Consider the following 23050-nt stretch of genomic DNA (forward strand, 5'->3'; position numbering starts at 1 on the left):
GAGGTCTGGGGAGGGGCATGGACTATACGGAACTGACCAAGGCGTTCGGCGCATTTTTCGCCATCATGAACCCATTCGTGAACCTGCCGATCTTTCTGGCCCTGACGGCGGGCTTCACGGTGCAGCAGCAGCGGGTTCTGGCGTTCAGGATTGCCATTTTCTCCGCCATCATGTGCGCGGTTATCCTGTTCGCGGGGCAGGCGATCATCAGCTTCTTCGGCATAACGGTGGACGAGTTTCGTGTGGCCGGCGGTGTCGTTCTCGCCCACATTGCCTGGTCGATGCTGAACGGGAGCGGCTTTTCTTCCCACCATGGCACCGACCGGGAAAAGGATCACATGGGTGATCTGTCGGGGCTCGCATTCTATCCGATCACCTTTCCGATGATCGTCGGCCCCGGCACCATCGCAACGCTGATCATCTACACGGGACACGCCGGCGGGTTTGAGGCGACCCTGGCCATTGGCGCCGTGGTTGCCGTCATCCTTGCGATCCTGTTCGTCGTCCTCTTCTTCGCATCCGGGATCGGACGCGTGTTGAGCGAGACCATGCGCGTCATCACCACGCGGCTCATGGGCATGATCCTGCTCGCCATCGCGGTCGAGATGATCGTCGCTGGCGTGAAAGCCGTGTTGCCGGGACTGGCCTCATAAACGCCCAGCTCTAGCTCCTGAGCGCCTTGACCAGCCGCACCGACCGTCGCAGGGCGGTCAGTGCCGCGCCAAGGGCAACGATCCAGAGCGCCACTGTCAGCACCACGCCGTGCCCGCTCCACAACGGTTCGAACAGCGAAAGTGCCGCAGCGGCCGTGATTGCAGCCATGCGATGCGGCTTGGCCATGGGGCCGGAAAAGTCTGCCTCTCGGCCACAGGAGCGTCCAAGCTCACGCACATAGGCGGTGAGAACGGCGAAGCCGGCGGCGGCCCAGCCGAGCGCCGGTAGGCCCACGCCATAACCCACGCCGACGAGGATCGCGATATCGGCCACACGGTCGGGGAATTCGTTCCAGAAGGCTCCGTCCGGCGAACCCTTGCCCGCCTCCACGGCCACCATTCCATCGAAAAGGTTGCACAGGAGGCGGCATTGCACAAAAAGGCCGCCCAGAAAAAGGAGTACAAGCCGCGCCGCACCATCGGTCTCGCCCGTCTGCCAGAAGGCGAGGCCGGCGAGCGCTGCAAAACCCATACTCGCCATGGAGATCTGGTTGGGCGTGATGGAGGTTGCGGCCAGCCAGCGTGTCACGGTGTGGGCCCAGCCGGTGTCGCGGCTGGCCAATGGGCGGCGGTTTTCGGTCTCGCTCACGGTCGGGCACTCCATAGGGTGTAGGTATAGAGGGCCGCATAGGATGTTGCGACCGTCAACGGTACGGTGATCGTTGCCAGAATTTCGGGCGTCCCGGCAAGGCTGTGAATGGCGTAGAGAAGGGTCAGCGAGGTGAGGCCTGCGTAGAGCGGAGGCAGAACGAGGCCGGAAAGCCCCTCATGGCGCGCCACCAGCGTTTCGATGAACCGCTTGAGGAAAAGGGTTATGCAGGCGGAGAGGCTTCCCTGAACGACGCCCGCCAGCAATGGGCCAGGCGTTGCATGGCCCCGGTTGGCGAACACCGCCCACGCGCCCATGGCGAGAAACGCAAAACCCATGTGCACGGCGCTGCTTTTCGCCAGCCGGGCCAGCGCCGATTTCATGTCAGAGACCACCAGTAGCGCACGAGGTGGAAGAAGATGGGGGCCGAGAAGATCACCGAATCCAGCCGGTCGATGAAGCCGCCATGGCCGGCGATCAGGTGTCCCCAGTCCTTCACGCCACGGTCACGCTTGATGGCCGACATGACGAGCCCGCCGAAAAAGCCCATGAGCACGATGACAAAGGACAGCAGTCCCGCCTGAACCGGCGTGAACGGCGTCATCCAGAAGAGGGCCGCACCGACGAGTGTGGCGCTCAGCGCACCGCCGACAAACCCCTCTACCGTCTTCGATGGAGAGAGCTTCGGCGCGATTTTGGTGCGTCCGATGAGCTTGCCCCAGACATATTGCAGCACGTCGCTCGACTGCACGACGACCACCAGGAAGGCGATCAGGAGCAGGTTGCGCCCTTCATAGCCGGGGATCTGCAGCGTGAGCAGTGCCGGCACATGGGAAACGCAGAAGACGCAGATCATCAGCGCCCATTGCACTTCCGCGACCCGCACAAGGAAATGATCCGTGTCGCCACGCAGTGCCGAGACGATGGGCATCAGGAGAAATGCGTAGACCGGCACGAGGATCGAATAGAGCCCATACCAGTCGATATAGACGAGATAGTATTGAAGCGGCAGCACGAGGAAGAAGGCGGAAGCGAGCGCCCAGTGATCGCCGCGCCGCGTGTCGGTCAGCGTCACGAATTCGCGCAAGGCAGCGAAGGAGGCGAAGCCGAAGAGAAGGATCGCACCCATCCGGCCGAAAAGCAGCGCACCGCCCATCAGGATGATCATCACCCACCAGGCGTTCACCCGGTCGTTGAGGTTTTCGACGACGGCATTGGACCCGTCGGGTGAAAGCCTGCGCTGGAGGAGATGTCCCACAAGCGAGGCGGCAATGAGAACGGCGGCAAGTCCGCCGAGCAGTTTCAGAAGATCGATCTGGTGCTCGGTCATCACGCGTTCCCTTGTTTGACGCCGGACAGGGATAAGAGCGCGTTGCGCGCGCGGGTGAGGAAAGCGTCCTTGGCTTCGTCTTTGCCGACACGCAACGGCGCACCGAAGGTAACCGTGCAGATAAGCGGCACGGGAACGAACTCTCCCTTGGGCATGACGCGGTTCAGATTGTCGATCCACACCGGCACGAAATCCACATCGGGCCGCGCTTTTGCGAGATGAAAGATTCCGCTCTTGAAAGGAAGAAGAGCGGCATCGGTCTCATTGCGTGTGCCTTCGGGAAAGATGATGAGGGAAGCGCCTCCATCGAGCGCATCGGCCATCTGCCCTATGGGATCGCTTGCGCGCGTGTCGCGGTTCCTGTCGATCAGCACTGCATTGAATACGTCTCGGCCGATGAAACGGCGCGTGGGGGATTTCAGCCAGTAGTCTGCGCCGGCCACCGGGCGGGTTTGCCGGCGCATGCGGACGGGCAGAACTGTCCAAAGCAGGATAAAGTCGCCGTGGCTGACATGGTTGGCAAAATACACCCGCTGCCGCGGGACGGGCTCGATGCCTTCCCAGTCGGCCCGCACCGCGGTGATGAAGCGTGCGAACAGCGTAATCGCACCCGCTGCCAGACGCGCTATGATTGCCATTGTCCCTCAAGCCCTGAACCGATTCGATCCCTGCTCTTGTATAGGACCGCCGTGAACAAGGCCAACCGCGTCAAAACATGACCCCGGCATGAAATTTCCATAACGGAAAAGGTATGGACAATGCATTCTGCAGATGCTGTCATCCAACCGTAACAATAGCCGACCAATAGAGACCGGTCCTAAACCGGCGTTCGACGCTACAGGGAGATGAAACATGAAACTTCGCGCAATGCTTTCCGCAGCCACAGCGTTGACTGTGGCGCTTCCGGCAATGATCGGCGTCGCACAGGCGCAGACCCAGGTCCAGTTCTGGCATGCCTTTACCGGTCGTCTTGGTGAACTTCTGGAAAAGCAGGTCTCCGATTTCAACGCCAGTCAGGATGATTATGAAGTCGTTGCCACGCTCAAAGGCAATTATTCGGAAGCCTTGAATGCCGGCATCGCCGCCTTCCGCGCCGGCGAGCAGCCGCACATTCTGCAGGTGTTCGAGGTCGGCACGGCCACGATGATGGCAGCCAAAGGCGCGATCAAGCCGGTCTATGAAGTGATGGCCGAGGCTGAGGCCGCGTTCGATCCAAGCGCCTACCTTGCTCCGGTTGCCGGCTACTACACCAACACCGACGGCGAAATGCTCTCGCTGCCCTACAACTCTTCGACGCCTGTTCTCTACATCAACAAGAACGCGCTCCAGGAAGCCGGTCTCGATCCCGAGGCGAAGCCTGCCACCTGGCCGGAGGTTGAGGAAATCCTCGTCAAGCTCAAGGAAGCCGGCTCGGAATGCCCGCTGACGACGGCCTGGCAGTCATGGGTTCATCTCGAGAATCTGAGCGCCTACCACAATGTGCCCTTCGCCACCGAAGCCAACGGGTTTGCCGGCACCAACACCGAGCTTGCCTTCAATGGCGACCTGCAGGTCAAGCACATCGACAAGATGGGTGCGTGGGCGAAGGATGGCCTCTTCAGCTATTCGGGCCGCCGCAATGAGGGCGGTGCGCGTTTCCGCTCGGGCGAATGCGCCATGTTCACCGAATCGTCGGCCGGTTACGCCGGCGTGAAGGCCGAGGCCGACTTCCCCTTCACCGTGACCAACCTGCCTTACTGGCCGGATGCGGAAGGCGCGCCCTACAACACCATCATCGGTGGCGCTTCGCTGTGGGTCATGTCGGGCCATGAGGCCGAGGAATATGCCGGCGTTGCTGCATTTCTGAATTACCTGTCCAGCGCTGAAGTGCAGGCTCAGTGGCACCAGGACACCGGCTATCTGCCGATCACCACGGCTGCCTATGAGCTGACCAAGGAGCAGGGCTTCTACAACGAGAACCCTGGCACCGACGTCGCTATCCTGCAGATGACCGGCAAGGCTCCGACGGAAAACTCCAAGGGTATCCGCCTTGGCAATTTCGACCAGATCCGCGCCATCATCGACGAGGAACTGGAAGCCGTCTGGCAGGGCCAGAAGGACGCCAAGACAGCGCTCGACGAAGCCGTGAACCGCGGCAACGAGCTGCTGCGCCGCTTCGAGCAGTCGACGCGATAAGTCTGTGAAACCTGCGGGGCCGGCAGAAATCTTGCCGGCCCCGGCATTCTTGGTTCGCCCATGGAAAAGCGCGTCACCTTCGATAACCGTTTGCTGCCCTATCTGCTGCTCGCGCCGCAGCTTGCAGTGACGATCGTTTTTTTCTTCTGGCCGGCCGGTCAGGCCCTTTACCAGTCGCTGCTTCTGCCTGATCCGTTCGGGCTTGGCGCGCGCTTCGTCTGGTTCTCGAATTTCGAATATCTTTTCAACGACCGGTATTATCTCCAGTCCTTCGTCACCACGGCCGTTTTCACCTTCTTCGTGACGCTGGTTTCCATGTCGGTCGCGCTTCTTTTTGCCGTGATGGCCGACCAGGTGATCAAGGGGGCAGGGGCTTACAAGACGCTGCTCATATGGCCCTATGCCGTGGCGCCCGCCGTGGCCGGTGTGATGTGGCTCTTCATGTTCCAGCCCTCCATCGGCGTGATCGCCTTTTACATGAAGGCGATTGGCATTGACTGGAACCCCGTTCTCAATGGGGGGCAGGCGATGACGTTGGTCATTCTCGCCGCCGCATGGAAGCAGATCAGCTACAATTTCCTGTTCTTCCTGGCCGGTCTGCAGGCGATCCCCAAAAGCCTGATCGAGGCGGCGGCGATTGATGGCGCGGGCAAATGGCATCGTTTCCGCACCATCATCTTCCCGCTTCTGTCGCCCACCACTTTCTTCCTGCTGGTGGTCAACATCGTCTACGCCTTCTTCGAGACCTTCGGCATCATCCACACGATGACGTCCGGCGGGCCTGGCCAGTCCACCACCATCCTCGTCTACAAGGTCTATTCCGACGGTTTCGTCGGGCAGGATCTCGGTTCCTCCGCCGCCCAGTCGGTTATCCTGATGGTTGTCGTGGGCATTCTGACCGTCATCCAGTTCCGCTTCATCGAGCGGCGCGTGCACTATTGAGGAGGGCGGAGCATGGTTGAAAAACAGGGGTTAGGCACAATCCTGATGCATGCGGTGCTGATCATCGGCATCGCCATCGTCTGCTTCCCGATCTACCTCACCTTCGTCGGCTCGACACTGACGCATTTCGAGATCATCCGCCCGCCCATGCCACTGGTGCCGGGGCCGCACTTCATCGAAAATTACAGTGAAGCGCTTACTTCCGGCATCACCGCGCCGGTGGGGCGCATGCTGTTCAATTCCCTTGTCATGGCCATGGGCATCGCCATCGGCAAGATCGCCATTTCGATCCTGTCGGCCTATGCGATCGTCTATTTCCGCTTTCCGTTTCGCATGCTTGCCTTCTGGGCGATCTTCATGACGCTGATGCTGCCGGTGGAAGTGCGCATCGTACCGACCTATGAGGTCGTGGCTTCGCTTGGCATGCTCAATTCCTACACCGGCCTGATACTGCCGCTCATCGCCTCGGCCACCGCCACATTCCTCTTCCGCCAGTTCTTCATGACCGTACCGGATGAGCTTGTGGAGGCTGCGCGGGTTGACGGTGCGGGGCCGCTGCGCTTCTTCAAGGACATTCTCCTGCCGCTCTCGGTGACCAACATCGCGGCCCTTTTCGTGATCCTGTTCATTTACGGGTGGAACCAGTTCCTCTGGCCGCTTCTCATCACCACCAGGCCGGAAATGAACACCATCGTGATGGGTCTGAAACAGATGATGCCGACCGCCGATGATTACGGCAACTGGCCCGTGACCATGGCGGCAGCGACGCTGGCCGTTCTGCCGCCGGTGGCGGTCGTGATCTTCATGCAGCGCCTTTTCGTCAAAGGCCTTGTCGAGACAGAGAAATAGAAGGACCGAAATCGGCATGGCGACGATTTCCATACGCGACGTTCGCAAATCCTACGGCAAGACCGAGGTCATCCATGGCGTCAGTCTGGATGTGGCCGATGGCGAATTCATTGTCATTGTCGGCCCGTCCGGCTGCGGCAAGTCCACGCTTCTGCGCATGGTGGCCGGGCTTGAGCGCATCACCGCCGGCACGATGGAAATCGGCGGGCGGGTGGTCAACGATCTGGAGCCGCGCGAGCGCGACATCGCGATGGTGTTCCAGAACTATGCGCTCTATCCGCATATGTCCGTCTTCGACAACATGGCCTACGGGCTGAAAATCGCCGGCAAGACGAAGGACGAAATCCGCCAGCGGGTCGATCAGGCAGCCACCATGCTGCAGCTCGAACCCTATCTCGACCGCAAGCCGCGCGCGCTTTCTGGTGGCCAGCGCCAGCGTGTCGCCATGGGCCGCGCGCTCGTGCGCAATCCTGCCGTCTTCCTGTTCGACGAGCCACTGTCCAATCTCGATGCGAAGCTGCGCGTTCAGATGCGGCTTGAGATCAAGCAGATGCAGCGCTCGGTCGGCACCACCGCGCTTTACGTGACCCATGATCAGGTGGAGGCGATGACGCTCGCCGATCGTCTCGTGGTGATGAATGCCGGCGTGGCCGAGCAGATCGACACGCCGATGGCTGTCTATGAACGCCCGGCGACACGGTTTGTTGCGGGCTTCATCGGCTCTCCGGCGATGAACATTCTGAAGGGAAGCGTTTCGGGCTCGGATTTCGTGCTGGAAAGAGGTGGCAGGTTGGCGCTCGACACCCAGCCGGCAGAGACGGGCCGCCCGCTTCTCTTCGGCGTGCGTCCCGAGCATCTGCAGGTTGCCACGCCTGACAAGGCAACGCTCAGCCTCTCCGTCACGGCAGTGGAAACGCTGGGGGCCGACACGCTGGCCCATGGCACACTGTCAGGCGCCAATGGTGCCGGCGGGGAGCTGATCGCCCGGCTTCCCGGCAGCGCCAGGGTCGCGCCCGGCGACACACTGCCGCTCACCGTTCAGGAGAACATGACCCACCTCTTCGATGCGGAGACGGGCAAACGCGTTTGAGCCTCAGCCGCCCAGCGGATGGGGCATGTAGCCGACGAAGCCGGTGATCTTCCAGCGCCCGTCGATCCTGGCGCAGAAATAGAGCGTCTGCCAGTTCAGCCGGTCGACGCTGCCATCGGCCTTCGCGACACTGCCATTGAATTTCTTGTGCAGAACGGCGCGGTCGCCATCGATGTCGATGTCGCGCATGTTCGTCACGCGGAAAAGCGCCTCCCGCAGCGGCTCGGCAAACTCGGTGGCCGCCGTTTCCTTGCCCTGTCGCAGCCATTCGTCGCGATAGGTTTTCACATCGGGAAACTGCAGCCGCCAGGAATCCGCATCGCTTAGAAAATGCGCATGCATACCGAAAAAACGGTCGTCGGCAAAATCCCCTTCCACCATCGACCAATCCTGCGCCAGAAACGCGTCGATGTCGCGCCGCACCAGCATCTCCCAGAGATAGTGACGGTCGGCGTCGCCTTCAGGGAAGGGGTTCTTGTCATAGGTCATATGTGTCTTCCTCGCAGTAACTCGTCTCAGGTCAGGCGGCCGCGCGCGGCAACGGCAAGTGTTTCGGTGACCCTGTCGCCCTCGACGAGGTTCACCGCGTCGTAAAGGTTCGACACCGGGCAGACATGATTGGGAATGATGCGCAGTTTCTCGCCGATCTCAGGCTTCGTCGCACAGTTCGACAGGTCGACAATGCCGTGCTCCTCGCTGAGCGAAGCGATCACCGCATCGGGATACTCCACGATGTGCCCATGGCCTGGAACAGGCGCCGTATCGGCCGCGAGCGCCTTGGAGCCGGCATCGATGATCGCGCGGTTTTCCGTCGGGCGGCTTACCACGGTGACAAGCACCGTCAGCGCGCAGTCTGCCAGCGTGCCATGACCGAAAGCCACCTGCATGCGATCGGAATAGATATAGGTGCCGGGCCGGTGCTCGGTCGCGCTGGTCACCTGCTCGGCCCGATAGAAGTCGGGCGATCCGCCATTGGAAACCGTGTTGACCGCCAGCCCGCTCTCCCCGAGCGCGGCGATGGCATCCGCCAGCCAGCGTTCCACCGCTTCAGGCTCGCCACGCGGCGGGTAGGTCATCAGCCCTTCGAAGCGCAACCCCGGTGCTGCATCGATCTGTTTCGCCAGCGTAACGACCTCTTCTGTCGTCTGCACACCGCAACGGCCCATGCCCGTATCGCATTCCACGAGCACGGGGAGGGGATGGCGGGGATCGGTGAAATGCCCGGCATAGCCGGCAATCGTCACTGCGCTGTCCGCCGTCACGGATAGCTTCACACGTTTGTGCAGGGCCAGAAGCCGGTCGAGCCTGGCAGCACCCAGAATGTTGTAGGGAATGAAGATATCGGTAAGCCCCGCATCGGCCATCACTTCGGCTTCGCCCACCTTCTGACAGGTGATGCCGGTCGCCCCAATTTCGCACTGCATTTTCGCGAACAGGGGCAGTTTGTGGGTCTTGATGTGCGGGCGCAGCTTCAGCCCGTGGGCGTCTGCATGGGCCTGCGCGCGGGCGAGGTTGGCCCGGACCTTCGCAAGGTCGATCGCCACGGCGGGCGTTTCAAGGTCGAGAATGCGCAAGGCATCAGTCTCCGATGGGCAGATTGGGGTTCTTGATGTTCTGGCTGGCCAGGCTGTGGCGCACCCGCCTGAGCGGCTCCAGCACCTTCTTGCCGAGCGTGAGCGCGGTCGCCATGGCGATCATGTCCACCGCAGAGAGCAGCGCATAGCGCATGGAGGAGGGTTTGTAGAGATTGCCGTCTTCCTTGAAGGTGAGCGGCAGAATGTCGTCGCCCGCCGCCGCCAGCGGCGAGTTGGGCGTGGTCACCACAAAGGCGCGCGCGCCATATTGGCGGGCAATCGTCACCGCATCCATCACCGAGGCGGCCTGTCCGGAAACCGAAAAGCCGATCACCACCGCTTTTGGCTCCAGCACCGAGGCGCTCATGCGCTGAAGTTGCGGGTCGGTGTGTGCGGTCACGTGCAGCCCAAGGCGGAAGAGCCGGTTCTGCAATTCCACCGCAGCGAAGGAAGAGCTGCCGCCCGTGCCATAGACAAGGATCTGGCTCGCGCGGCTGATCTCTTTCGCCATGGGCTCAAGATCAATGTCCGCAAGGGCCATCGACATGAGTTCGAGGGCGGCATGCGCGCCCGAGGCAACCTTGGCCACCACCTGGCCCGACAGCGGCAGCTCCTCCACCGGTGCGCTCGGCTCGCGCAGGTAGGCGCCGCCGATGGCCAGCGCCTGCGCCAGATGAAAGCGCATCTCCCGTGTGCCGGGAAACCCGAGCGCTCGCGCCAGCCGCGTGATGGTCGGCTCGCTCACGCCTGCCCGTTCGGCGATCTGCGCAATCGGCGCATGGGCGGCAAATTGCGGATCGGCCAGAATGCTCTCCACCAGGCGGATTTCCGCGCCGCGCCCGCGCTCAAGGCGATCCTGCAACCGGGCGATGATATCGACCGTGCGTTCGCTGTCGTCGGGCACGCGCTTATCCATGATCACTGCGCCTCTAATCGCTGTCCGCCATTGCGGTCAAACAGATGCACATGCTCTGTCGGCACGGAAAGCGCCAGCGTTTCTCCCGGTTTCGGCAATTCCCTGTCACGCAGCACCACGCGCACGTCCTCTCCGGCAATGGTGCCGAACACATGGATCTCCGGACCGGTCGGCTCCACGACTTCGACATGGAGTTTCAGCGGTCCTTCCGGGTCCCTTTGATAGGATTCGGGGCGGATGCCAACTGTCACGGTCTCATGGCCGAACCCCTGCGCGATGGGGAGGCTGGTGCCATCCTGCAGCACCGCCACGGGTGTGCCGCCCACCACACCTGTTTCGGCTTGCAGAAAGCTCATCGCCGGAGAGCCGATGAAGCCGGCAACGAAAGTGTTGGCGGGCCGGTCGTAGAGTTCCAGCGGTGTGCCCACCTGCTCGATGTTGCCGCCATTCATGACCACGATCCGGTCGGCCATGGTCATGGCCTCGATCTGGTCATGTGTCACATAGACGATGGTGGTGCCGAGCTTCTGGTGCAGCGCCTTGATTTCGGTGCGCATCTGGATGCGCAGTTTCGCGTCGAGGTTCGACAGCGGCTCGTCGAAGAGAAACACTTTCGGATCGCGCACGATGGCCCGGCCCATGGCGACACGCTGGCGCTGGCCGCCGGAAAGCTGGCCCGGCTTGCGGTCGAGATAGGCACCGAGATTGAGGATTTCGGCCGCCTTCTCGATGCGCCGTTCCGTCTCGTCTTTCGGCTCGCCGCGCACGCGCGGCCCAAAGCTGATGTTTTCCCGAACGCTCATATGCGGAAAGAGCGCGTAGGACTGGAACACCATGGAGGTGTCGCGTTTCTGGGGCGGAATGTCGTTGGCCCGGGCGCCGCCAATGACGAGGTCGCCGCCGGTGATGGGCTCCAGTCCCGCAATCATCCGCAACAGTGTGGACTTGCCACAGCCGGACGGCCCGACCAGAACCACGAACTCGCCATCGTCAATCGCCAGCGAGAGTTTCTCGATCACGGTCAGCGAACCGTAGCGCTTGGAAATGTCCTTCAGTTTCAGCTCTGCCATGAAGGATCTCCTCAGCCGGCTATCTGTTCAAGAAAGGGCAGGTTCCCGGCGGAAATCCCCGCATCCACGGGAAGCACCGTGCCAGTGATGCCGCTTGCAAGCGGCGAGGCGAGAAAGGCCGCTGCGCGCGCCACTTCGGCAGGCTCGACCATGCGCCCCAGCGGATAAAGCTGCCGCACCTTTGCCAATATGCCCGGGTCGCGTTCGATGCGGTGATCCCAGGCCATGGTGCGCACCGAGCCCGGCGTGATCGCATTGGCACGGATGCCGTGCCGGCCTTCCTCCGTGGCGATCGCGCGCATCCAGGCGATCAGCCCGGCCTTGGCCGCCGCATAGGCAGGGTTGCCATAGTGCGAAAGCGCATTGATGGAGGAAATGAACACAAAAGCCGCACCATTCTCCCGGTCGCGCATGGCAGGCAGAAACGCCTGCGAAAGCCTTGCAGCGCTGCGCAGGTTGAGATCCAGCTCGTGCGAGAGCGCCTTGGGCGTCACATCGTCCAGCGTTTCGGCACGCGTCCAGCCTGCGTTGGAGATCACGGCATCCGGAACGCCCCCGTCGCAGATACGCTTCACCGCCGCTTCGACCGCACCATCGTCCAGCAGATCGAAGCGCTGGGCCTCTCCAACACCGTCAAAAGACAGGTCGGCTTCTTCCAGATCGCATGCGACCACAAAGGCGCCAAACCCCGAAAGGACGTCCACCATGGCCCGGCCGATGCCACCGGCCGCACCCGTCACGACAATCCTGTGACCATTGAGATCGATCATTGCGCTCCCGTTCTTCCCCTGGGTTTGCCCGCTTTCGTGGGGTCTCTTCGTTCTTTCCGGGCAATCTGACGCTGCCTGAAACACAGGCCGGCAGCCAAAGATTTGCCGATAAATCGTAATTTAGCAACATGAATGTGTGATTTCACTTGCTTATTTCCAATTTCTGTAAAAAAATTACACAAAAGATCGCTGCTCGCGCCGTGTGGCAATCCGCAAGAACAGTTAAGGCGCAGGTGCCCTTCACCGGGCGCGCATCAGGAACCCGAGAGAGGAACAGGGAGACAGGAATGAACAGGACCGCATTGAAAGCCACCGTCGCCGGTGCCGCGCTTCTATCCATGGCTGGGTGGGCGCAGGCAGAGACCGTGCGCGTGACCGTGGCTGAATACAGCTCCAAGACCGGCCCCTATTTCGAGGAAGCCGCCAAGGCATTCGAAGAGGCCAATCCCGGCTCCGATATCCAGATCGAGGTGGTGCCGTGGGATGTGCTTCTGCAGAAACTGACCACCGACATTTCCGGCGGCGCCAATGCCGATCTGTCGATCATCGGCACACGCTGGCTGATCGACTTTGTCGATCAGGGCATCGCCGCGCCGCTGGACGATTACATGACGCAGGACTTCAGGGACCGGTTCTTCCCGGTCTTCCTTGAGCCTTCCGTGATGCAGGGAAAGACCTATGGTCTGCCCATCGCCGCATCGGCCCGCGCCATGTACTACAACAAGGCGCTGTTCGAGCAGGCTGGCATCACCGAGGTTCCCGACACCTGGGACGAGCTTGCCGAAGCCGCCAAGAAGATCGGTGCGCTGGGTGACGACATTGCCGGCTTCGGCCTTCAGGGCAAGGAGATCGAGACCGACGTCTATTTCTACTATGCCTTCTGGGCCTATGGCGGGCAGCTCGTCGAAGAGGACGGCACATCCGGCCTCGATACCGATGCCGGCTACAAGGCAGCAGAGATGTACAAATCGCTGATCGATTCCGGCGCGACGCAGCCCGGTGTCACCTCCTATAACCGCGAGGATGTGCAGAACCTGTTCAAGCAGGGCAAGGTCGGCATGATGATCACCGCGCCGTTCCTCTCGAACCAGATCAAGGAAGAAGCGCCAGACCTCGATTACGGCGTGGCCGCCATTCCGGCCGGTCCCGAAGGTGATCGCGGCACCTATGGCGTGACCGATTCCATCATCATGTTCGAGAATTCGCAGAACAAGGATCTGGCCTGGAAGTTCCTCGACCAGCTCTTCACCACCGAGTGGCGCGCAAAATTCACCTCAGGTGAAGGCTTCCTGCCGGTCAATCCGGAGGTCGCGGCCCAGCCGGCCTTTGCTGACAATGCCGACCTGAAGGCATTCACAGCGCTTCTGCCGGACGCCCGCTTTGCCCCGGTCATTGCCGGCTGGGAGGAGATCGCCGCCACCACGTCGGATGCGGTGCAGACGATCTATCTCGGCAATGGCGAGCCCAAGGCAACGCTCGATGCCGCCGCTGGAGAGATCAACGGCATTCTTGGTCAGTAGGCCGAAGATCCCGTGAAACAGGCATGCGCGGTCGCAGACCGCGCATGCTTCTCCTGACGTCCACCCGGCAAGGCGCCGGACAACCGTGACGGGACCATGATCCGCTCGCCCCTGACAAATCCCTATCTGCTGATCCTGCCGGGGTTTCTTCTCGCCGCGTTCATCATCCTGTGGCCGCTTTACCAGCTCGGTACGATTTCACTCAACGACGTCAACCGCTTCGGCCAGTTGCGCGGGCTCAACGGCGTCGAAAACTATGTCGCCGTCTTCACCGACCCGGATTTTCTGGGCGCGCTCTGGCGCACCTTCATCTGGACCGGCGGCATCGTGTTCGGCACGCTGATCGTTTCCGTGCCCGTGGCCATGATCCTCAACGAGGATTTTTATGGCCGCTCGCTTGCACGCGTCATCGTCATGCTGCCCTGGGCCGTGTCGCTCACCATGACAGCCATCGTCTGGCGCTGGGCGCTGAATGGCGAGAGCGGCATGCTCAATTCGGGCCTGCAGAACATCGGTCTGATCGATCAGAACATCCAGTGGCTCGCCCGCGCTTCGACCGCCTTCCCGGTGCAGATCATGATCGGCATTCTGGTCACGATCCCGTTCACGACGACCATCTTTCTCGGCGGTCTCTCATCCATCCCCGACGATCTTTATGAGGCGGCCAAGCTTGAAGGCGCCTCGCGCTGGCAGACCTTTCGCGAGATCACCCTGCCGCTGATGAAGCCGTTTTTGAACATCTCGATCGTGCTCAACATGATCTATGTGTTCAATTCGTTCCCGATCATCTGGGCCACCACGCAGGGCGGGCCGGCCAACTCCACCGACATTCTTGTCACCTATCTCTACAAGCTCGGTTTCCGCTTCGGCAAACTGGGAGAGGCGTCCGCCCTGTCGGTGATGATGTTCGCGCTGCTTCTGGCCTTCACCATCCTCTATGTTGCGCTGGCCATGCGCAGGGAGCGGACATGAACCCCAAGCTGAAGAAATCGCTTCTCTACTGGGCACTGCTTTCACCGCTCATCGTGCTGATCCTGTTTCCGTTTGCCGTGATGTTCATCACCGCCATCAAGCCGGCCAACGAGGTGCTGTCGCCAACCTGGTGGCCGCGTGAGGCGGCATGGCGCAATTTCATCGACATGTGGGCCGTCACCAATTTCGGCACCGCGCTCTGGAATTCGATCTATGTCTCGGTGCTGTCGACCGTTCTGGCGCTCGCGGTCTCCATTCCCGCAGCTTACGCCATGAGCCGTTTCCGGTTCAGGGGGCAGGGCTTTTTCCGCCAGTTCCTGCTCGTCACGCAGATGCTCTCGCCCATCGTGCTTGTCATCGGCCTGTTCCGGCTGGTGGTGTGGCTCGGCCTGCTCGACAATGTGAACTCCATCGTCTTCGTCTATGGCGCGTTCAATGTCGCTTTCACCGTGTGGATGCTGCAGAGCTATTTTTCCACCATCCCGAAAGATCTGGAAGAAGCCGCGTGGATAGAGGGCGCGAGCCCGGCAAAGGCGCTGGTGATGGTGTTCCTGCCGCTTGCCCTTCCTGCGATGACGGTGACCGCCATCTTCTCCTTCATCAATGCGTGGAACGAGTTCGTCATCGCGCTCACCATGCTGCGGCGTCAGGAAAGCTACACGCTGCCGATCCAGATTTTCTCGCTCGTCGCCGGTCGCTACACGGTCGAGTGGCATCACGTCATGGCGGCCACCTTTGTCGCCACGATCCCCGTCGCCGTCATCTTTGCCTGGCTACAGCGCTATCTGGTGCGCGGCCTGGCCATCGGTGCGGTGAAATAAAGCAATTCCAGGAACGGAGTATATTCATGACCAAGCAGTGCTTCGGCACCTCCCATGTGCCGCTTTCCCCCGCCGTGCGCGCCGGCGATTTCGTCTACATCTCCGGCCAGGTTCCGGTGGGCGCGGATGGCGTCGTCGTCAAGGGTGGCATCACCGAGCAGACCGGGCAGGTGATGGAAAACGTCAAGGCTGCTCTGGCGCTCGCCGGCTGCACGCTCGACGATGTGGTCAAGACAACCGTCTGGCTGGAGGATGCGCGCGATTTCGGACCGTTCAATGCGGTGTACGGCAAGTACTTTGCCAAGAACCCGCCGGCGCGCACCACGGTTGAATCGCGGCTGATGATCGACATCAAGATCGAAGTCGAGGCCGTCGCCTACAAGCCGCTCTGATCCAAAAATCCGGAACCTCATCGCATGCGTGTCTTTACCGCCTCGCTCGCCACCGAAACCAACACTTTCTCGCCGATCCCGACCGATCGCGGGGATTTCGAGATGGCGTTTTATGCCGGGCCGGGGGAACACCCCGAGACTCCGACGCTCTGTTCGGCGCCCATCCCGGTTTTGCGGCGGCGGGCGCGGGAAGAGGGTTTCACCCTGATCGAGGGGACCGCCACCTGGGCGGAACCGGGCGGCTATGTCCGGCTCGATGTCTATGAGGCGCTGCGCGATGAGATTCTGGATCAGCTGCGGGCCGCCATGCCGGTGGACTGTGTGGTGCTCGGCCTGCACGGCGCAATGGTCGCGCGCGGGCTCGACGATTGCGAAGGCGATCTTCTCGCCCGTGTGCGCGAGATCGTCGGCCCGGATGTGATCGTCGCCGCCGAGCTCGACCCGCACAGTCATCTGACGGCGAAGCGCGTGGCGGCGGCGAACATTCTCGCCGCTTTTCTAGAATTCCCCCACACGGATTTTCTCGAACGTGCCGAGCACGTGGTGGATCTCGCCCTGCGTGCCACGCGCGGTGAAATCCGCCCGGTGATCTCCACCTTCGACTGCCGCATGATCGACGTCTTCCCGACAAGCCGCGAGCCCATGCGCTCCTTCGTGGACCGTATGAAGGCACTGCAGGGCAGGGAGGGCATCCTCTCCGTCTCGCTCATCCACGGCTTCATGGCGGGTGATGTGCCCGAGCTCGGGACCCAGGTCATGGTCGTCACCGACAATGCACCGGAGAAAGGCGCAGCGCTCGCCGAAAAGCTCGGTCAGGATGTGCGCGGCATGCGCGGCATGACCGCCATGAAGAGCCTCTCCGCCGCAGATGCCATCGCCAGGGCGAAGGCCGGCGGGGCAGACGGCAAGCCGGTCGTCATCGCCGACATGTGGGACAATCCCGGCGGCGGCACGGCGGGCGACAACACCGTTCTCCTGCATGCGCTCGTTCAAAGCGGCATCACCTGCGCAGGCGTTGCCACCATCTGGGACCCGCAGGCGGTCGGCTTTGCGCATGGCGCGGGCGAGGGCACCATTCTCGACATGCGCTTGGGCGGAAAGGCAAACGCCGCCAGCGGCACACCGTTCGACGGGTCGTTCGAGATCCGAAAGCTGGCTGAGGAAGGCTGGCAGACATTCGGCACCAGCCGCGTCACACTCGGCCCTGCCGCGGTGGTGCGGCTTGTCGGCACCGAGATCGACATCGTGCTCAACACCAACCGCACCCAGACCTTCGAGCCCGACATCTTCTCCAATCTCGGCGTCGATCCGCTCGAAAAGCAGGTGCTTCTCGTCAAGTCGACCAATCATTTCCATGCGGGCTTCGCCCCCATCGCAGAAGAGATCGTCTATGCGGCGGTGGAAGGCTGCTACCCGAACAACCCGAAGACGGCCGGCTACAGGAAGCTCGCGCGCCCGATCTGGCCCATCGCCGAAGACATCTTCGATCGGGAAAACGCAACGCCTCTTTGACCCATCGCAAAGCGTGTCTCCATAACGGCGGCTAGAAGGAGCCGTCGAACCAAAAAGCAACTCCAGGAAGCGTGGAAACTGTCTCCCGCCTGGAATTGTCAGAAACGGAGACCGTTCATGACTGCGATCAAAACCGCCGCCTTTCTGGCGGCAGGCCTTGTTCTTGGCATCACTGTAGCGCCTGGCCTTGCAGCCGAGTTTGAGATCAGGATGCTCAACAAGGGCGAGAAGGGGGTGATGGTCTTCGAGCCGGATTTTGTCCGCGCCCAGCCCGGCGACACCATCAAATTCGTGTCTGTCGATCCCGGGCACAATGCCGAGACCATCAAGGGTATGCTCCCCGAGGGGGCAGCCGCGTTTCGCAGCAAGGTGAGCAAGGACTTCTCCGTGACACTCACGGAAGAAGGCGTCTACGGCGTCAAATGCACCCCGCACTATGGCATGGGCATGATCGCGCTGATCGCCGTGGGCGAACCCGCGAACGGAGAGGCCGCCGCAGGGGTGAAGCACCCCGGCAAGGCCAAAAAACATTTCGCCACGCTCTTCGAGGCGCTTCCGGAAAAACTTGCCGCGAAATAATTCCAGGAAACCTGGAATCTCGCCTGGAACTACGGGCCCAGGGGCGGGCAGGGGCGGGCTTCATCCGGGTGTGATTGCCATCGGGGCTTCTGCCCCGAGCCCGAGAAGGCCGGCGAGGGTCTGCCGATTGGCTACAAGATCGGCCAGGGAATAGCGGTCGAACACGGCAAGATAGGCGTCGGGAGCTTCATTCACGACGCCTTTCAGCCGGCAGGCCGGGGTCAGGACGCAGGCGCTTTCTCCAGCCCCCATGCATTCCACCAGGGCGAGGCTATCTTCCATCCCCCGAATGATCGTACCCAGCCCGATTTCCTCGGGCGCGCGCGCCAGCGCGATCCCGCCCGCGCGGCCACGGAGCGTTGTCACAGCGCCCAGTTGCCCCAGCCGGCGCGCCACTTTCAAAAGGTGATTGCGCGAGAGGCCATAGGTCTCGGCGACATCGCTCACGGTGCATGGAGCACCCTGCTTTGTCGCCAGATAAATCAGCATCCGAAGTGCATAGTCCGTGTGGAGCGTCATGCGCATCGCGTTACCTTTCGGGTCGCGCGAGCGTGGCAAGCGCAAAAAGGCCTGCTCCGGCAAGCAGAAGTGCCTTCACCGCCTCACCTCCCGCATAGAGGAAATGATGCATCGAGGCCGGCAGTGGATCGCCGGCAATCACGGCAGCGACCCGCGCATCCAGCACGGGCAGAAGCCAGAATGTCTGCGCCAGGACGATTGCCACCGCAATGCCCGTCACAGCCACAAGAATGCGCCGCCTGTAGGCGAAGACCGTCACCATCATCAGCAGGACCGCAAATCCCCACTCGACCCTGGAGAACGCCGCGAAGGTGACATTGCCCACTTCCAGCGCCACGGGCAGCGACAGGGCCTGTGCCTGAAACTTCACCGGGGTCGCAAGAAAAGAGACTCCGCAGACCATGCCCAGCCAGAGAAGCGCTATCAGTCCATAAACTGCAAGCGCATAGGGGTTGGCCTTCTCCCCTTCGGTGTTACGCATCGTCTCTGGTCCGGGCTCGTGCGGCATCGGGGCCAAGCGCGGCGGGCAGGCGGAAGAACATTGCGAGTTTCAGGCTCTTTGCAATGCGCTCCGCCCGTTCGATGAACACGGCAGCAACCGCCGGCGTGCAAAGATCTCCGACGGTCTGCCGGAAAAGACCGAGCCAGATATCGAAATCCGCTTCCACCACCGTCTTGAGCCTCAGATGCGCGGGCACCGGCCGACCATGATAGCTGCCATCCTTGAGGATCACGGCACACCAGAAATCGGTCATCTTCTCAAGATGCGGTTCCCAGTTGTCTTTTATCTCGCCGGCAAAGATCGGCCCAAGCCGCGCATCGCTGCGCACCCGTCGATAGAACTCCCGCACCAGCCGGCCGATGAAGTCCCTGTTCACGGCGGGGTCTTTCAAAGCCTCCTCCGGTCGAGGCTTTGGCCGGGCGATATAGGTGTCGCTCATGGAACCCTCCTAAACTGGCATTTTATATACCTCTTTTATCATTCCAATGACCCGCCTCAACTGACGTGATGTCGCACATTCATAAATGGGAATGAAATTCTCATTCTTCTTTCCATGGAGCGGTAAATTGGAAATCCATCCTGCAAATTGTCTTGTGGCGAAACTCATCCCGGCCTAACCCTCGCGTACAAGGAGAACGCGATGGACATCAAGGAAACGCCCGACATGTGGGTTTTGAGCCTGCAGCAGCGGCTAAAGATTCCAGATATCAGGAATGCAGCCGCCCATTGTGCCGCCGAGATCGAGACTTCGATCGAGAAGGAAGGGCTCACGGCTTCGGGCCCCTGGACATTCATTTCCTGGAACCTTCCGCGAGACAGCAAGACCCTGTTCGACTGGCGCATATGCAGGCCGGTGGTGAAGCCCGACCTTTACCGGGGCAAAATCGCCCTGCTTCACCTGGAGCCGATCATGGTTGCGGCACGCACCCACCTGGGCTCGTTGCGAACTCTGTTCACCCAGGGCTATGCACCGCTGGTGCACGAGATACAGATGTCACGGCATGAGTTTTCCGGCGAAAGCCGCGAGGTCTATCATGATTGGCGCGGTCCCGGCGCGGGCTATCAGCGCATCGAGATTCAATTCGGTCTGTCGCGTTGAATACAGTGCAACAACGGTCTATCGGGCAGGCAGCAATGGCGTCTGTTCTTTCGCGCGCGGTGCCGCAGACTAGATCGCCGCGCGTCCATCCGGACGCACAAAGGACGATCTAAACTGTTGATGGAGCATCGGAATAACCCGAAAACCGGATCCCACTTTTCGGTCCGATACTCTAGTCCGTATGCGGTTTCCACATGGGCATTCCAAGCGCGATCGCCGAGCACGCAAAACCGATATGCGCCGGAGCGCCTTCCTGGCGGTATTTGGCGATTGTCGTTCTGGATATCTGCAATATTCTGGCCGCATGCCGTTCGCTGAAGTCGACATGCTTCAGCCACGCGCTGAATTCTTCCGCCGACATGGTAGGAAGCCGGGGTCTTCTGACGGTCTTTTCGATATGCCGGCGTTTCGGATCGTCAAAAGCGAGAATGTCCACCCGTTCCCCACCACGAAGAAGCTTGCAATATCTATGCTACGTTAAAGTTGAAATGCACTACGCTGGATTGCATAATACAACCTGAGGCTATTGGCTACCCGCATCCTCAACATTTTTGTGGAATGCGATGAAGGGGCAATGTTTCCGGTCGTCAGGTCCAGCTTCCGGACCCACCGCTGCCCGCATGGCAATGCATCACACAACATGGTGGCTCATCACACAACCCCTTTGGCGAATACATTCCACACAAGGGGCGTGTCAAATTGTCTGGCGAAGGCTACAGGCCTCGGGCTTTGCGATCCCTGACGCATGCCTTTCCTGTCCGGATCGGCCGCCTAAAGAAGCTTGTAGAATTTCTCGAATGCGAGATAGGTCGACTTGACGTGCTGGCGGGCAACCAGCTCGGCTTCCGCCGGATCTCGAGCGGCAATCGCATCGGCGATCAGCTCGTGCTGCTGCTGAAAAAGTGCAGCCTCTTCTCGGGACACGAACTGTGCAAAACGGTGCGCGAAATAGTATTGCATGTTTTTTCTGATCGAGCTCACCAGGCGTTCATTGCCGGAAGCAGCGAAGATCAGCCCGTGCAGTTCCCGATTCGATGTCAGGCGATCCGAGATATTGTTGAAATCGAGCTCCGAGCGGGCCTTTGTGGCAGCCGCGATTGACGCGATCTCTTCTGCACTTGCGCGAATGGCCGCCTGCGCCGTGGCGAAACCTTCCAGCGCCATGCGCACTTCATAGGATTCGCGTATCTGGACGAGATCCAGTTTTCGAACTTCCCATCCACGCTTGCGACGGGAAAGAAGACCATCGGCCGAAAGCCGCTGCATCGCCTCGCGCACAGGCGTGCGGCTGACAGCAAGCGCATCCCCGATCTCGGCTTCGATCAGCGGCGTACCTGTGGCCAGGGCACCGGTACGAATTGCGATCCGGAGCATTTCATAGACGATCTCGACAAAGGGAACGGCCTGCGCACCGGTTTTCACAGGGTCAGTCTGTTGCGCCTTGTCATGGCGCAGCTCCCCGGCGATCCGCCAGAAATCATCGCCGGCAATGACGCGCTCCTCCAGCTCACGCAACCAGGAAGGCGATGTCTGGCCTGCAGGCGCCATGCGGTCGCGCGGCAGAGGCCCATCGATGATCCAGGCTCCGTTCATGTGATGCTGCTCCCGAGACTTGCTCATACGGCTCAAACTGCTCCTCAACCAGCCGGTGCGGAATGAATATTCCACAAACCGCTAAACCTTCAAACCAATATTTGCATCCCTTGACGTATTCGAATTTGGATGCTTTTTTGTATGCAAACTTTGTAACTATTCACCGGCGCAACAATCAATGACAATCTGGATGCTCGACGAAACGCATGATCCCAACGCGGAAAGCTGGATTTCCAGCGCCAATCCGGAGAGCTCTGCGTTCGGCCTGCAGAACCTGCCCTATGGCGTCGCCACGGCAGGGAATGACGCGGAACCGGTGATCGTCGTCGCGATTGGCGACCAGGCGCTCAATCTGTCGGCCTGTGCCGCAGCGGGGCTTCTCGATGAAATCTTAGGTGCAGATGCGCGCGGCATTCTGTGCCGGGACGATCTGAATGCGCTGATGGCGCGTTCGCCGTCAGAGTGGCGCGCGCTGCGCCTGTGGCTGCACCGCGCCCTGCGCGCCGGCTCCGACATGCAGTCGCGCATCGAGGGTTTCCTCCTGCCGATCAAAAGCCTTGAGATGCGCGTGCCGGCGCGGATCGGCGACTACACTGATTTCTACTGTTCGGTCGAGCACGCCACCAATGTTGGCAAGCTGTTCCGGCCGGACAATCCGCTGCTTCCGAACTTCAAGAGCCTGCCCGTCGGCTATCACGGGCGCGCGTCCTCCATCGATGTGTCGGGTGCGGAGGTGCGTCGTCCCAATGGCCAGATCCGCGTGGATGGCGACATCGTGTTCGCGCCGAGCCGCATGCTCGATTACGAGCTGGAGCTGGGCGCGTTCATCGGCGGCGGCAAAAATGACAGCGGCGTCCACCGTCTGCCGGAAGCGCGCGAACGGCTGTTTGGCGTGTGCCTCGTCAATGACTGGAGTGCGCGTGACATTCAGGCCTGGGAATACCAGCCGCTCGGTCCGTTTCTCTCCAAAAGCTTTGCGACGACCATCTCGCCCTGGGTGGTGACGATGGATGCGCTGGCTCCTTTCCGGGCGGCGGCGCGCAAGAGGCTGGCGGACGATCCGGCGCTGCTCAACTACCTCGCCGATCAGGACGAGGCCGCGGGCGGTGCCCTTAACATCGAACTCACGGTGCGTCTTGAAAGCGTGGCAATGCGCGAGCGTGGCGATGCGCCACTCACCGTGACGCGCGCCAATGCGGCGGGGCTCTACTGGACCTTTGCGCAGATGATCACGCACCACATGTCCAACGGCTGCCCGATGATGCCGGGCGATTTGATCGCCAGTGGCACGATCTCCGGCGAAACGCCGGGCTCGCAGGGTTGTCTGCTTGAGCTGACGCGTCGCGGTGCGGAGCCGCTGGATCTGGGCAATGGAGAGAGCCGCAGTTTTCTGCAGGACGGGGATGAAATCGTACTCGAAGGCCGATGCGAACGGGAGGGTTTCCGGGCAATTGGCTTTGGCGAGTGCCGTGGAGCCGTGCTCCCGGCATCTGACTGGTCGTAGGCAAAACAGGGAGGACCGA

At 61.2% G+C, this 23050-nt stretch carries 27 protein-coding genes; 13 read left to right on the forward strand and 14 right to left on the reverse strand.

Annotated features, from left to right (window positions below; genetic code table 11):
* The first annotated feature begins 17 nt into the window (after positions 1 to 17).
* Positions 18 to 653 (forward strand): MarC family protein, encoded by a 636-nt coding sequence (locus AC07E3_RS09155; protein ID WP_065818016.1) that lies wholly within the window; start codon positions 18 to 20, stop codon positions 651 to 653.
* A gap of 10 nt (positions 654 to 663) precedes the next feature.
* On the opposite strand, the gene AC07E3_RS09160 is transcribed toward AC07E3_RS09155, so the two are convergent.
* From AC07E3_RS09160 to AC07E3_RS09175, 4 genes are read right to left on the reverse strand one after another with little or no spacing between them, the layout of a single operon-like run.
* A complete protein-coding gene (locus AC07E3_RS09160) occupies positions 664 to 1302 on the reverse strand; it encodes a CDP-alcohol phosphatidyltransferase family protein (RefSeq protein ID WP_478361360.1) in 639 nt (212 codons plus the stop codon).
* Positions 1299 to 1685 (reverse strand): hypothetical protein, encoded by a 387-nt coding sequence (locus AC07E3_RS09165; RefSeq protein ID WP_336071387.1) that lies wholly within the window; start codon positions 1683 to 1685, stop codon positions 1299 to 1301. The genes AC07E3_RS09160 and AC07E3_RS09165 overlap by 4 nt, the downstream gene beginning before the upstream one ends.
* Positions 1682 to 2632, reverse strand: a complete 951-nt coding sequence (locus AC07E3_RS09170; RefSeq protein ID WP_336071386.1) for a phosphatidate cytidylyltransferase — start codon at positions 2630 to 2632, stop codon at positions 1682 to 1684. Before AC07E3_RS09170 ends, AC07E3_RS09165 begins: the two co-directional genes overlap by 4 nt.
* Complete coding sequence (locus AC07E3_RS09175; protein WP_478361362.1) at positions 2632 to 3270, reverse strand: lysophospholipid acyltransferase family protein; 639 nt, start codon at positions 3268 to 3270, stop codon at positions 2632 to 2634. The genes AC07E3_RS09170 and AC07E3_RS09175 overlap by 1 nt, the downstream gene beginning before the upstream one ends.
* 214 nt (positions 3271 to 3484) lie before the next feature.
* Between AC07E3_RS09175 and ugpB the strand changes: the two genes are divergently transcribed.
* The 4 genes from ugpB to AC07E3_RS09195 are packed head-to-tail and all read left to right on the forward strand — an operon-like array spanning position 3485 to position 7688.
* On the forward strand, positions 3485 to 4807 hold the full coding sequence (ugpB, locus tag AC07E3_RS09180) for a sn-glycerol-3-phosphate ABC transporter substrate-binding protein UgpB (RefSeq protein ID WP_478361364.1): 1323 nt from the start codon (positions 3485 to 3487) through the stop codon (positions 4805 to 4807).
* Positions 4808 to 4867: 60 nt separating this feature from the next.
* Positions 4868 to 5749, forward strand: coding sequence for a sn-glycerol-3-phosphate ABC transporter permease UgpA (gene ugpA, locus AC07E3_RS09185; RefSeq protein ID WP_336071383.1), 882 nt, complete (start codon positions 4868 to 4870; stop codon positions 5747 to 5749).
* A 12-nt stretch (positions 5750 to 5761) separates the two neighbouring features.
* On the forward strand, positions 5762 to 6598 hold the full coding sequence (ugpE, locus tag AC07E3_RS09190) for a sn-glycerol-3-phosphate ABC transporter permease UgpE (RefSeq protein ID WP_478361366.1): 837 nt from the start codon (positions 5762 to 5764) through the stop codon (positions 6596 to 6598).
* A 16-nt stretch (positions 6599 to 6614) separates the two neighbouring features.
* Positions 6615 to 7688 (forward strand): sn-glycerol-3-phosphate import ATP-binding protein UgpC, encoded by a 1074-nt coding sequence (locus tag AC07E3_RS09195; RefSeq protein ID WP_478361368.1) that lies wholly within the window; start codon positions 6615 to 6617, stop codon positions 7686 to 7688.
* A 3-nt stretch (positions 7689 to 7691) separates the two neighbouring features.
* Here the strand turns inward: AC07E3_RS09195 and AC07E3_RS09200 are convergent, their stop codons facing one another.
* The 5 genes from AC07E3_RS09200 to AC07E3_RS09220 are packed head-to-tail and all read right to left on the reverse strand — an operon-like array spanning position 7692 to position 12018.
* Positions 7692 to 8177, reverse strand: coding sequence for a hypothetical protein (locus AC07E3_RS09200; protein ID WP_478361370.1), 486 nt, complete (start codon positions 8175 to 8177; stop codon positions 7692 to 7694).
* A gap of 26 nt (positions 8178 to 8203) precedes the next feature.
* Positions 8204 to 9262 (reverse strand): D-TA family PLP-dependent enzyme, encoded by a 1059-nt coding sequence (locus AC07E3_RS09205; RefSeq protein ID WP_478361372.1) that lies wholly within the window; start codon positions 9260 to 9262, stop codon positions 8204 to 8206.
* Between the two features lie 4 nt (positions 9263 to 9266).
* A complete protein-coding gene (locus AC07E3_RS09210; RefSeq protein WP_336071378.1) occupies positions 9267 to 10178 on the reverse strand; it encodes a MurR/RpiR family transcriptional regulator in 912 nt (303 codons plus the stop codon).
* A 2-nt stretch (positions 10179 to 10180) separates the two neighbouring features.
* Positions 10181 to 11248: an ABC transporter ATP-binding protein gene (locus AC07E3_RS09215; RefSeq protein WP_478361374.1), complete on the reverse strand. Its 1068-nt coding sequence runs from the start codon at positions 11246 to 11248 to the stop codon at positions 10181 to 10183.
* 11 nt (positions 11249 to 11259) lie between these two features.
* Positions 11260 to 12018, reverse strand: coding sequence for an SDR family NAD(P)-dependent oxidoreductase (locus AC07E3_RS09220; protein ID WP_478361376.1), 759 nt, complete (start codon positions 12016 to 12018; stop codon positions 11260 to 11262).
* A gap of 287 nt (positions 12019 to 12305) precedes the next feature.
* On the opposite strand from AC07E3_RS09220, the gene AC07E3_RS09225 reads away from it, so the two are divergent.
* The 6 genes from AC07E3_RS09225 (at position 12306) to AC07E3_RS09250 (ending at position 17814) form a co-directional block, all read left to right on the forward strand.
* Positions 12306 to 13538 carry an ABC transporter substrate-binding protein gene (locus tag AC07E3_RS09225; protein WP_065818002.1) on the forward strand — a complete coding sequence of 411 codons (1233 nt, stop codon included), beginning with the start codon at positions 12306 to 12308 and terminating at the stop codon, positions 13536 to 13538.
* A gap of 96 nt (positions 13539 to 13634) precedes the next feature.
* Positions 13635 to 14510 carry a carbohydrate ABC transporter permease gene (locus AC07E3_RS09230; RefSeq protein WP_065818001.1) on the forward strand — a complete coding sequence of 292 codons (876 nt, stop codon included), beginning with the start codon at positions 13635 to 13637 and terminating at the stop codon, positions 14508 to 14510.
* Positions 14507 to 15331 carry a carbohydrate ABC transporter permease gene (locus AC07E3_RS09235; RefSeq protein ID WP_007007193.1) on the forward strand — a complete coding sequence of 275 codons (825 nt, stop codon included), beginning with the start codon at positions 14507 to 14509 and terminating at the stop codon, positions 15329 to 15331. The genes AC07E3_RS09230 and AC07E3_RS09235 overlap by 4 nt, the downstream gene beginning before the upstream one ends.
* A 26-nt stretch (positions 15332 to 15357) precedes the next feature.
* A complete protein-coding gene (locus tag AC07E3_RS09240; RefSeq protein WP_478361378.1) occupies positions 15358 to 15723 on the forward strand; it encodes a RidA family protein in 366 nt (121 codons plus the stop codon).
* 24 nt (positions 15724 to 15747) lie between these two features.
* Positions 15748 to 17235, forward strand: a complete 1488-nt coding sequence (locus tag AC07E3_RS09245; RefSeq protein WP_478361380.1) for a M81 family metallopeptidase — start codon at positions 15748 to 15750, stop codon at positions 17233 to 17235.
* A 117-nt stretch (positions 17236 to 17352) separates the two neighbouring features.
* A complete protein-coding gene (locus tag AC07E3_RS09250; RefSeq protein ID WP_478361382.1) occupies positions 17353 to 17814 on the forward strand; it encodes a pseudoazurin in 462 nt (153 codons plus the stop codon).
* Positions 17815 to 17874: 60 nt separating this feature from the next.
* Here the strand turns inward: AC07E3_RS09250 and AC07E3_RS09255 are convergent, their stop codons facing one another.
* Genes AC07E3_RS09255 through AC07E3_RS09265 form a run of 3 tightly spaced genes read right to left on the reverse strand, consistent with a single transcriptional unit; the run spans position 17875 to position 19274 of the window.
* Positions 17875 to 18333, reverse strand: coding sequence for an Rrf2 family transcriptional regulator (locus AC07E3_RS09255; RefSeq protein WP_478361384.1), 459 nt, complete (start codon positions 18331 to 18333; stop codon positions 17875 to 17877).
* A 10-nt stretch (positions 18334 to 18343) separates the two neighbouring features.
* Entirely contained in the window at positions 18344 to 18814 is a 471-nt protein-coding gene (locus AC07E3_RS09260) for a hypothetical protein (RefSeq protein ID WP_478361386.1), read from the reverse strand.
* Complete coding sequence (locus tag AC07E3_RS09265) at positions 18807 to 19274, reverse strand: group III truncated hemoglobin (protein WP_459439021.1); 468 nt, start codon at positions 19272 to 19274, stop codon at positions 18807 to 18809. Before AC07E3_RS09265 ends, AC07E3_RS09260 begins: the two co-directional genes overlap by 8 nt.
* Before the next feature lie 201 nt (positions 19275 to 19475).
* On the opposite strand from AC07E3_RS09265, the gene AC07E3_RS09270 reads away from it, so the two are divergent.
* Entirely contained in the window at positions 19476 to 19934 is a 459-nt protein-coding gene (locus AC07E3_RS09270; protein ID WP_478361388.1) for a GyrI-like domain-containing protein, read from the forward strand.
* Positions 19935 to 20106: 172 nt separating this feature from the next.
* Here AC07E3_RS09270 and AC07E3_RS09275 read toward each other — a convergent pair whose 3' ends face one another.
* Positions 20107 to 20370, reverse strand: a complete 264-nt coding sequence (locus AC07E3_RS09275) for a hypothetical protein (protein ID WP_478361390.1) — start codon at positions 20368 to 20370, stop codon at positions 20107 to 20109.
* A 335-nt stretch (positions 20371 to 20705) separates the two neighbouring features.
* On the reverse strand, positions 20706 to 21554 hold the full coding sequence (locus tag AC07E3_RS09280) for a GntR family transcriptional regulator (RefSeq protein WP_478361392.1): 849 nt from the start codon (positions 21552 to 21554) through the stop codon (positions 20706 to 20708).
* A gap of 151 nt (positions 21555 to 21705) precedes the next feature.
* Between AC07E3_RS09280 and fahA the strand changes: the two genes are divergently transcribed.
* On the forward strand, positions 21706 to 23031 hold the full coding sequence (gene fahA / locus AC07E3_RS09285) for a fumarylacetoacetase (RefSeq protein WP_478361394.1): 1326 nt from the start codon (positions 21706 to 21708) through the stop codon (positions 23029 to 23031).
* The last annotated feature ends 19 nt before the right edge of the window (positions 23032 to 23050 follow it).

The organism is Nitratireductor lacus (assembly GCF_056431025.1).

What these genes read in the sequence shown, in the direction of transcription:
- AC07E3_RS09270 (WP_478361388.1), top strand. Translation starts at nt 19,476, where the DNA reads ATGGACATCAAGGAAACGCCCGACATGTGGGTTTTGAGCCTGCAGCAG.
- AC07E3_RS09165 (WP_336071387.1), bottom strand. Translation starts at nt 1,685, where the DNA reads ATGAAATCGGCGCTGGCCCGGCTGGCGAAAAGCAGCGCCGTGCACATG.
- AC07E3_RS09210 (WP_336071378.1), bottom strand. Translation starts at nt 10,178, where the DNA reads ATGGATAAGCGCGTGCCCGACGACAGCGAACGCACGGTCGATATCATC.
- AC07E3_RS09170 (WP_336071386.1), bottom strand. Translation starts at nt 2,632, where the DNA reads ATGACCGAGCACCAGATCGATCTTCTGAAACTGCTCGGCGGACTTGCC.
- fahA (WP_478361394.1), top strand. Translation starts at nt 21,706, where the DNA reads ATGACAATCTGGATGCTCGACGAAACGCATGATCCCAACGCGGAAAGC.
- AC07E3_RS09245 (WP_478361380.1), top strand. Translation starts at nt 15,748, where the DNA reads ATGCGTGTCTTTACCGCCTCGCTCGCCACCGAAACCAACACTTTCTCG.
- AC07E3_RS09235 (WP_007007193.1), top strand. Translation starts at nt 14,507, where the DNA reads ATGAACCCCAAGCTGAAGAAATCGCTTCTCTACTGGGCACTGCTTTCA.
- ugpA (WP_336071383.1), top strand. Translation starts at nt 4,868, where the DNA reads ATGGAAAAGCGCGTCACCTTCGATAACCGTTTGCTGCCCTATCTGCTG.
- AC07E3_RS09265 (WP_459439021.1), bottom strand. Translation starts at nt 19,274, where the DNA reads ATGAGCGACACCTATATCGCCCGGCCAAAGCCTCGACCGGAGGAGGCT.
- AC07E3_RS09255 (WP_478361384.1), bottom strand. Translation starts at nt 18,333, where the DNA reads ATGACGCTCCACACGGACTATGCACTTCGGATGCTGATTTATCTGGCG.
- AC07E3_RS09175 (WP_478361362.1), bottom strand. Translation starts at nt 3,270, where the DNA reads ATGGCAATCATAGCGCGTCTGGCAGCGGGTGCGATTACGCTGTTCGCA.
- AC07E3_RS09195 (WP_478361368.1), top strand. Translation starts at nt 6,615, where the DNA reads ATGGCGACGATTTCCATACGCGACGTTCGCAAATCCTACGGCAAGACC.
- AC07E3_RS09230 (WP_065818001.1), top strand. Translation starts at nt 13,635, where the DNA reads ATGATCCGCTCGCCCCTGACAAATCCCTATCTGCTGATCCTGCCGGGG.
- AC07E3_RS09215 (WP_478361374.1), bottom strand. Translation starts at nt 11,248, where the DNA reads ATGGCAGAGCTGAAACTGAAGGACATTTCCAAGCGCTACGGTTCGCTG.
- AC07E3_RS09240 (WP_478361378.1), top strand. Translation starts at nt 15,358, where the DNA reads ATGACCAAGCAGTGCTTCGGCACCTCCCATGTGCCGCTTTCCCCCGCC.
- AC07E3_RS09260 (WP_478361386.1), bottom strand. Translation starts at nt 18,814, where the DNA reads ATGCGTAACACCGAAGGGGAGAAGGCCAACCCCTATGCGCTTGCAGTT.
- AC07E3_RS09200 (WP_478361370.1), bottom strand. Translation starts at nt 8,177, where the DNA reads ATGACCTATGACAAGAACCCCTTCCCTGAAGGCGACGCCGACCGTCAC.
- AC07E3_RS09280 (WP_478361392.1), bottom strand. Translation starts at nt 21,554, where the DNA reads ATGAGCAAGTCTCGGGAGCAGCATCACATGAACGGAGCCTGGATCATC.
- ugpB (WP_478361364.1), top strand. Translation starts at nt 3,485, where the DNA reads ATGAAACTTCGCGCAATGCTTTCCGCAGCCACAGCGTTGACTGTGGCG.
- AC07E3_RS09225 (WP_065818002.1), top strand. Translation starts at nt 12,306, where the DNA reads ATGAACAGGACCGCATTGAAAGCCACCGTCGCCGGTGCCGCGCTTCTA.
- AC07E3_RS09220 (WP_478361376.1), bottom strand. Translation starts at nt 12,018, where the DNA reads ATGATCGATCTCAATGGTCACAGGATTGTCGTGACGGGTGCGGCCGGT.
- ugpE (WP_478361366.1), top strand. Translation starts at nt 5,762, where the DNA reads ATGGTTGAAAAACAGGGGTTAGGCACAATCCTGATGCATGCGGTGCTG.
- AC07E3_RS09250 (WP_478361382.1), top strand. Translation starts at nt 17,353, where the DNA reads ATGACTGCGATCAAAACCGCCGCCTTTCTGGCGGCAGGCCTTGTTCTT.
- AC07E3_RS09155 (WP_065818016.1), top strand. Translation starts at nt 18, where the DNA reads ATGGACTATACGGAACTGACCAAGGCGTTCGGCGCATTTTTCGCCATC.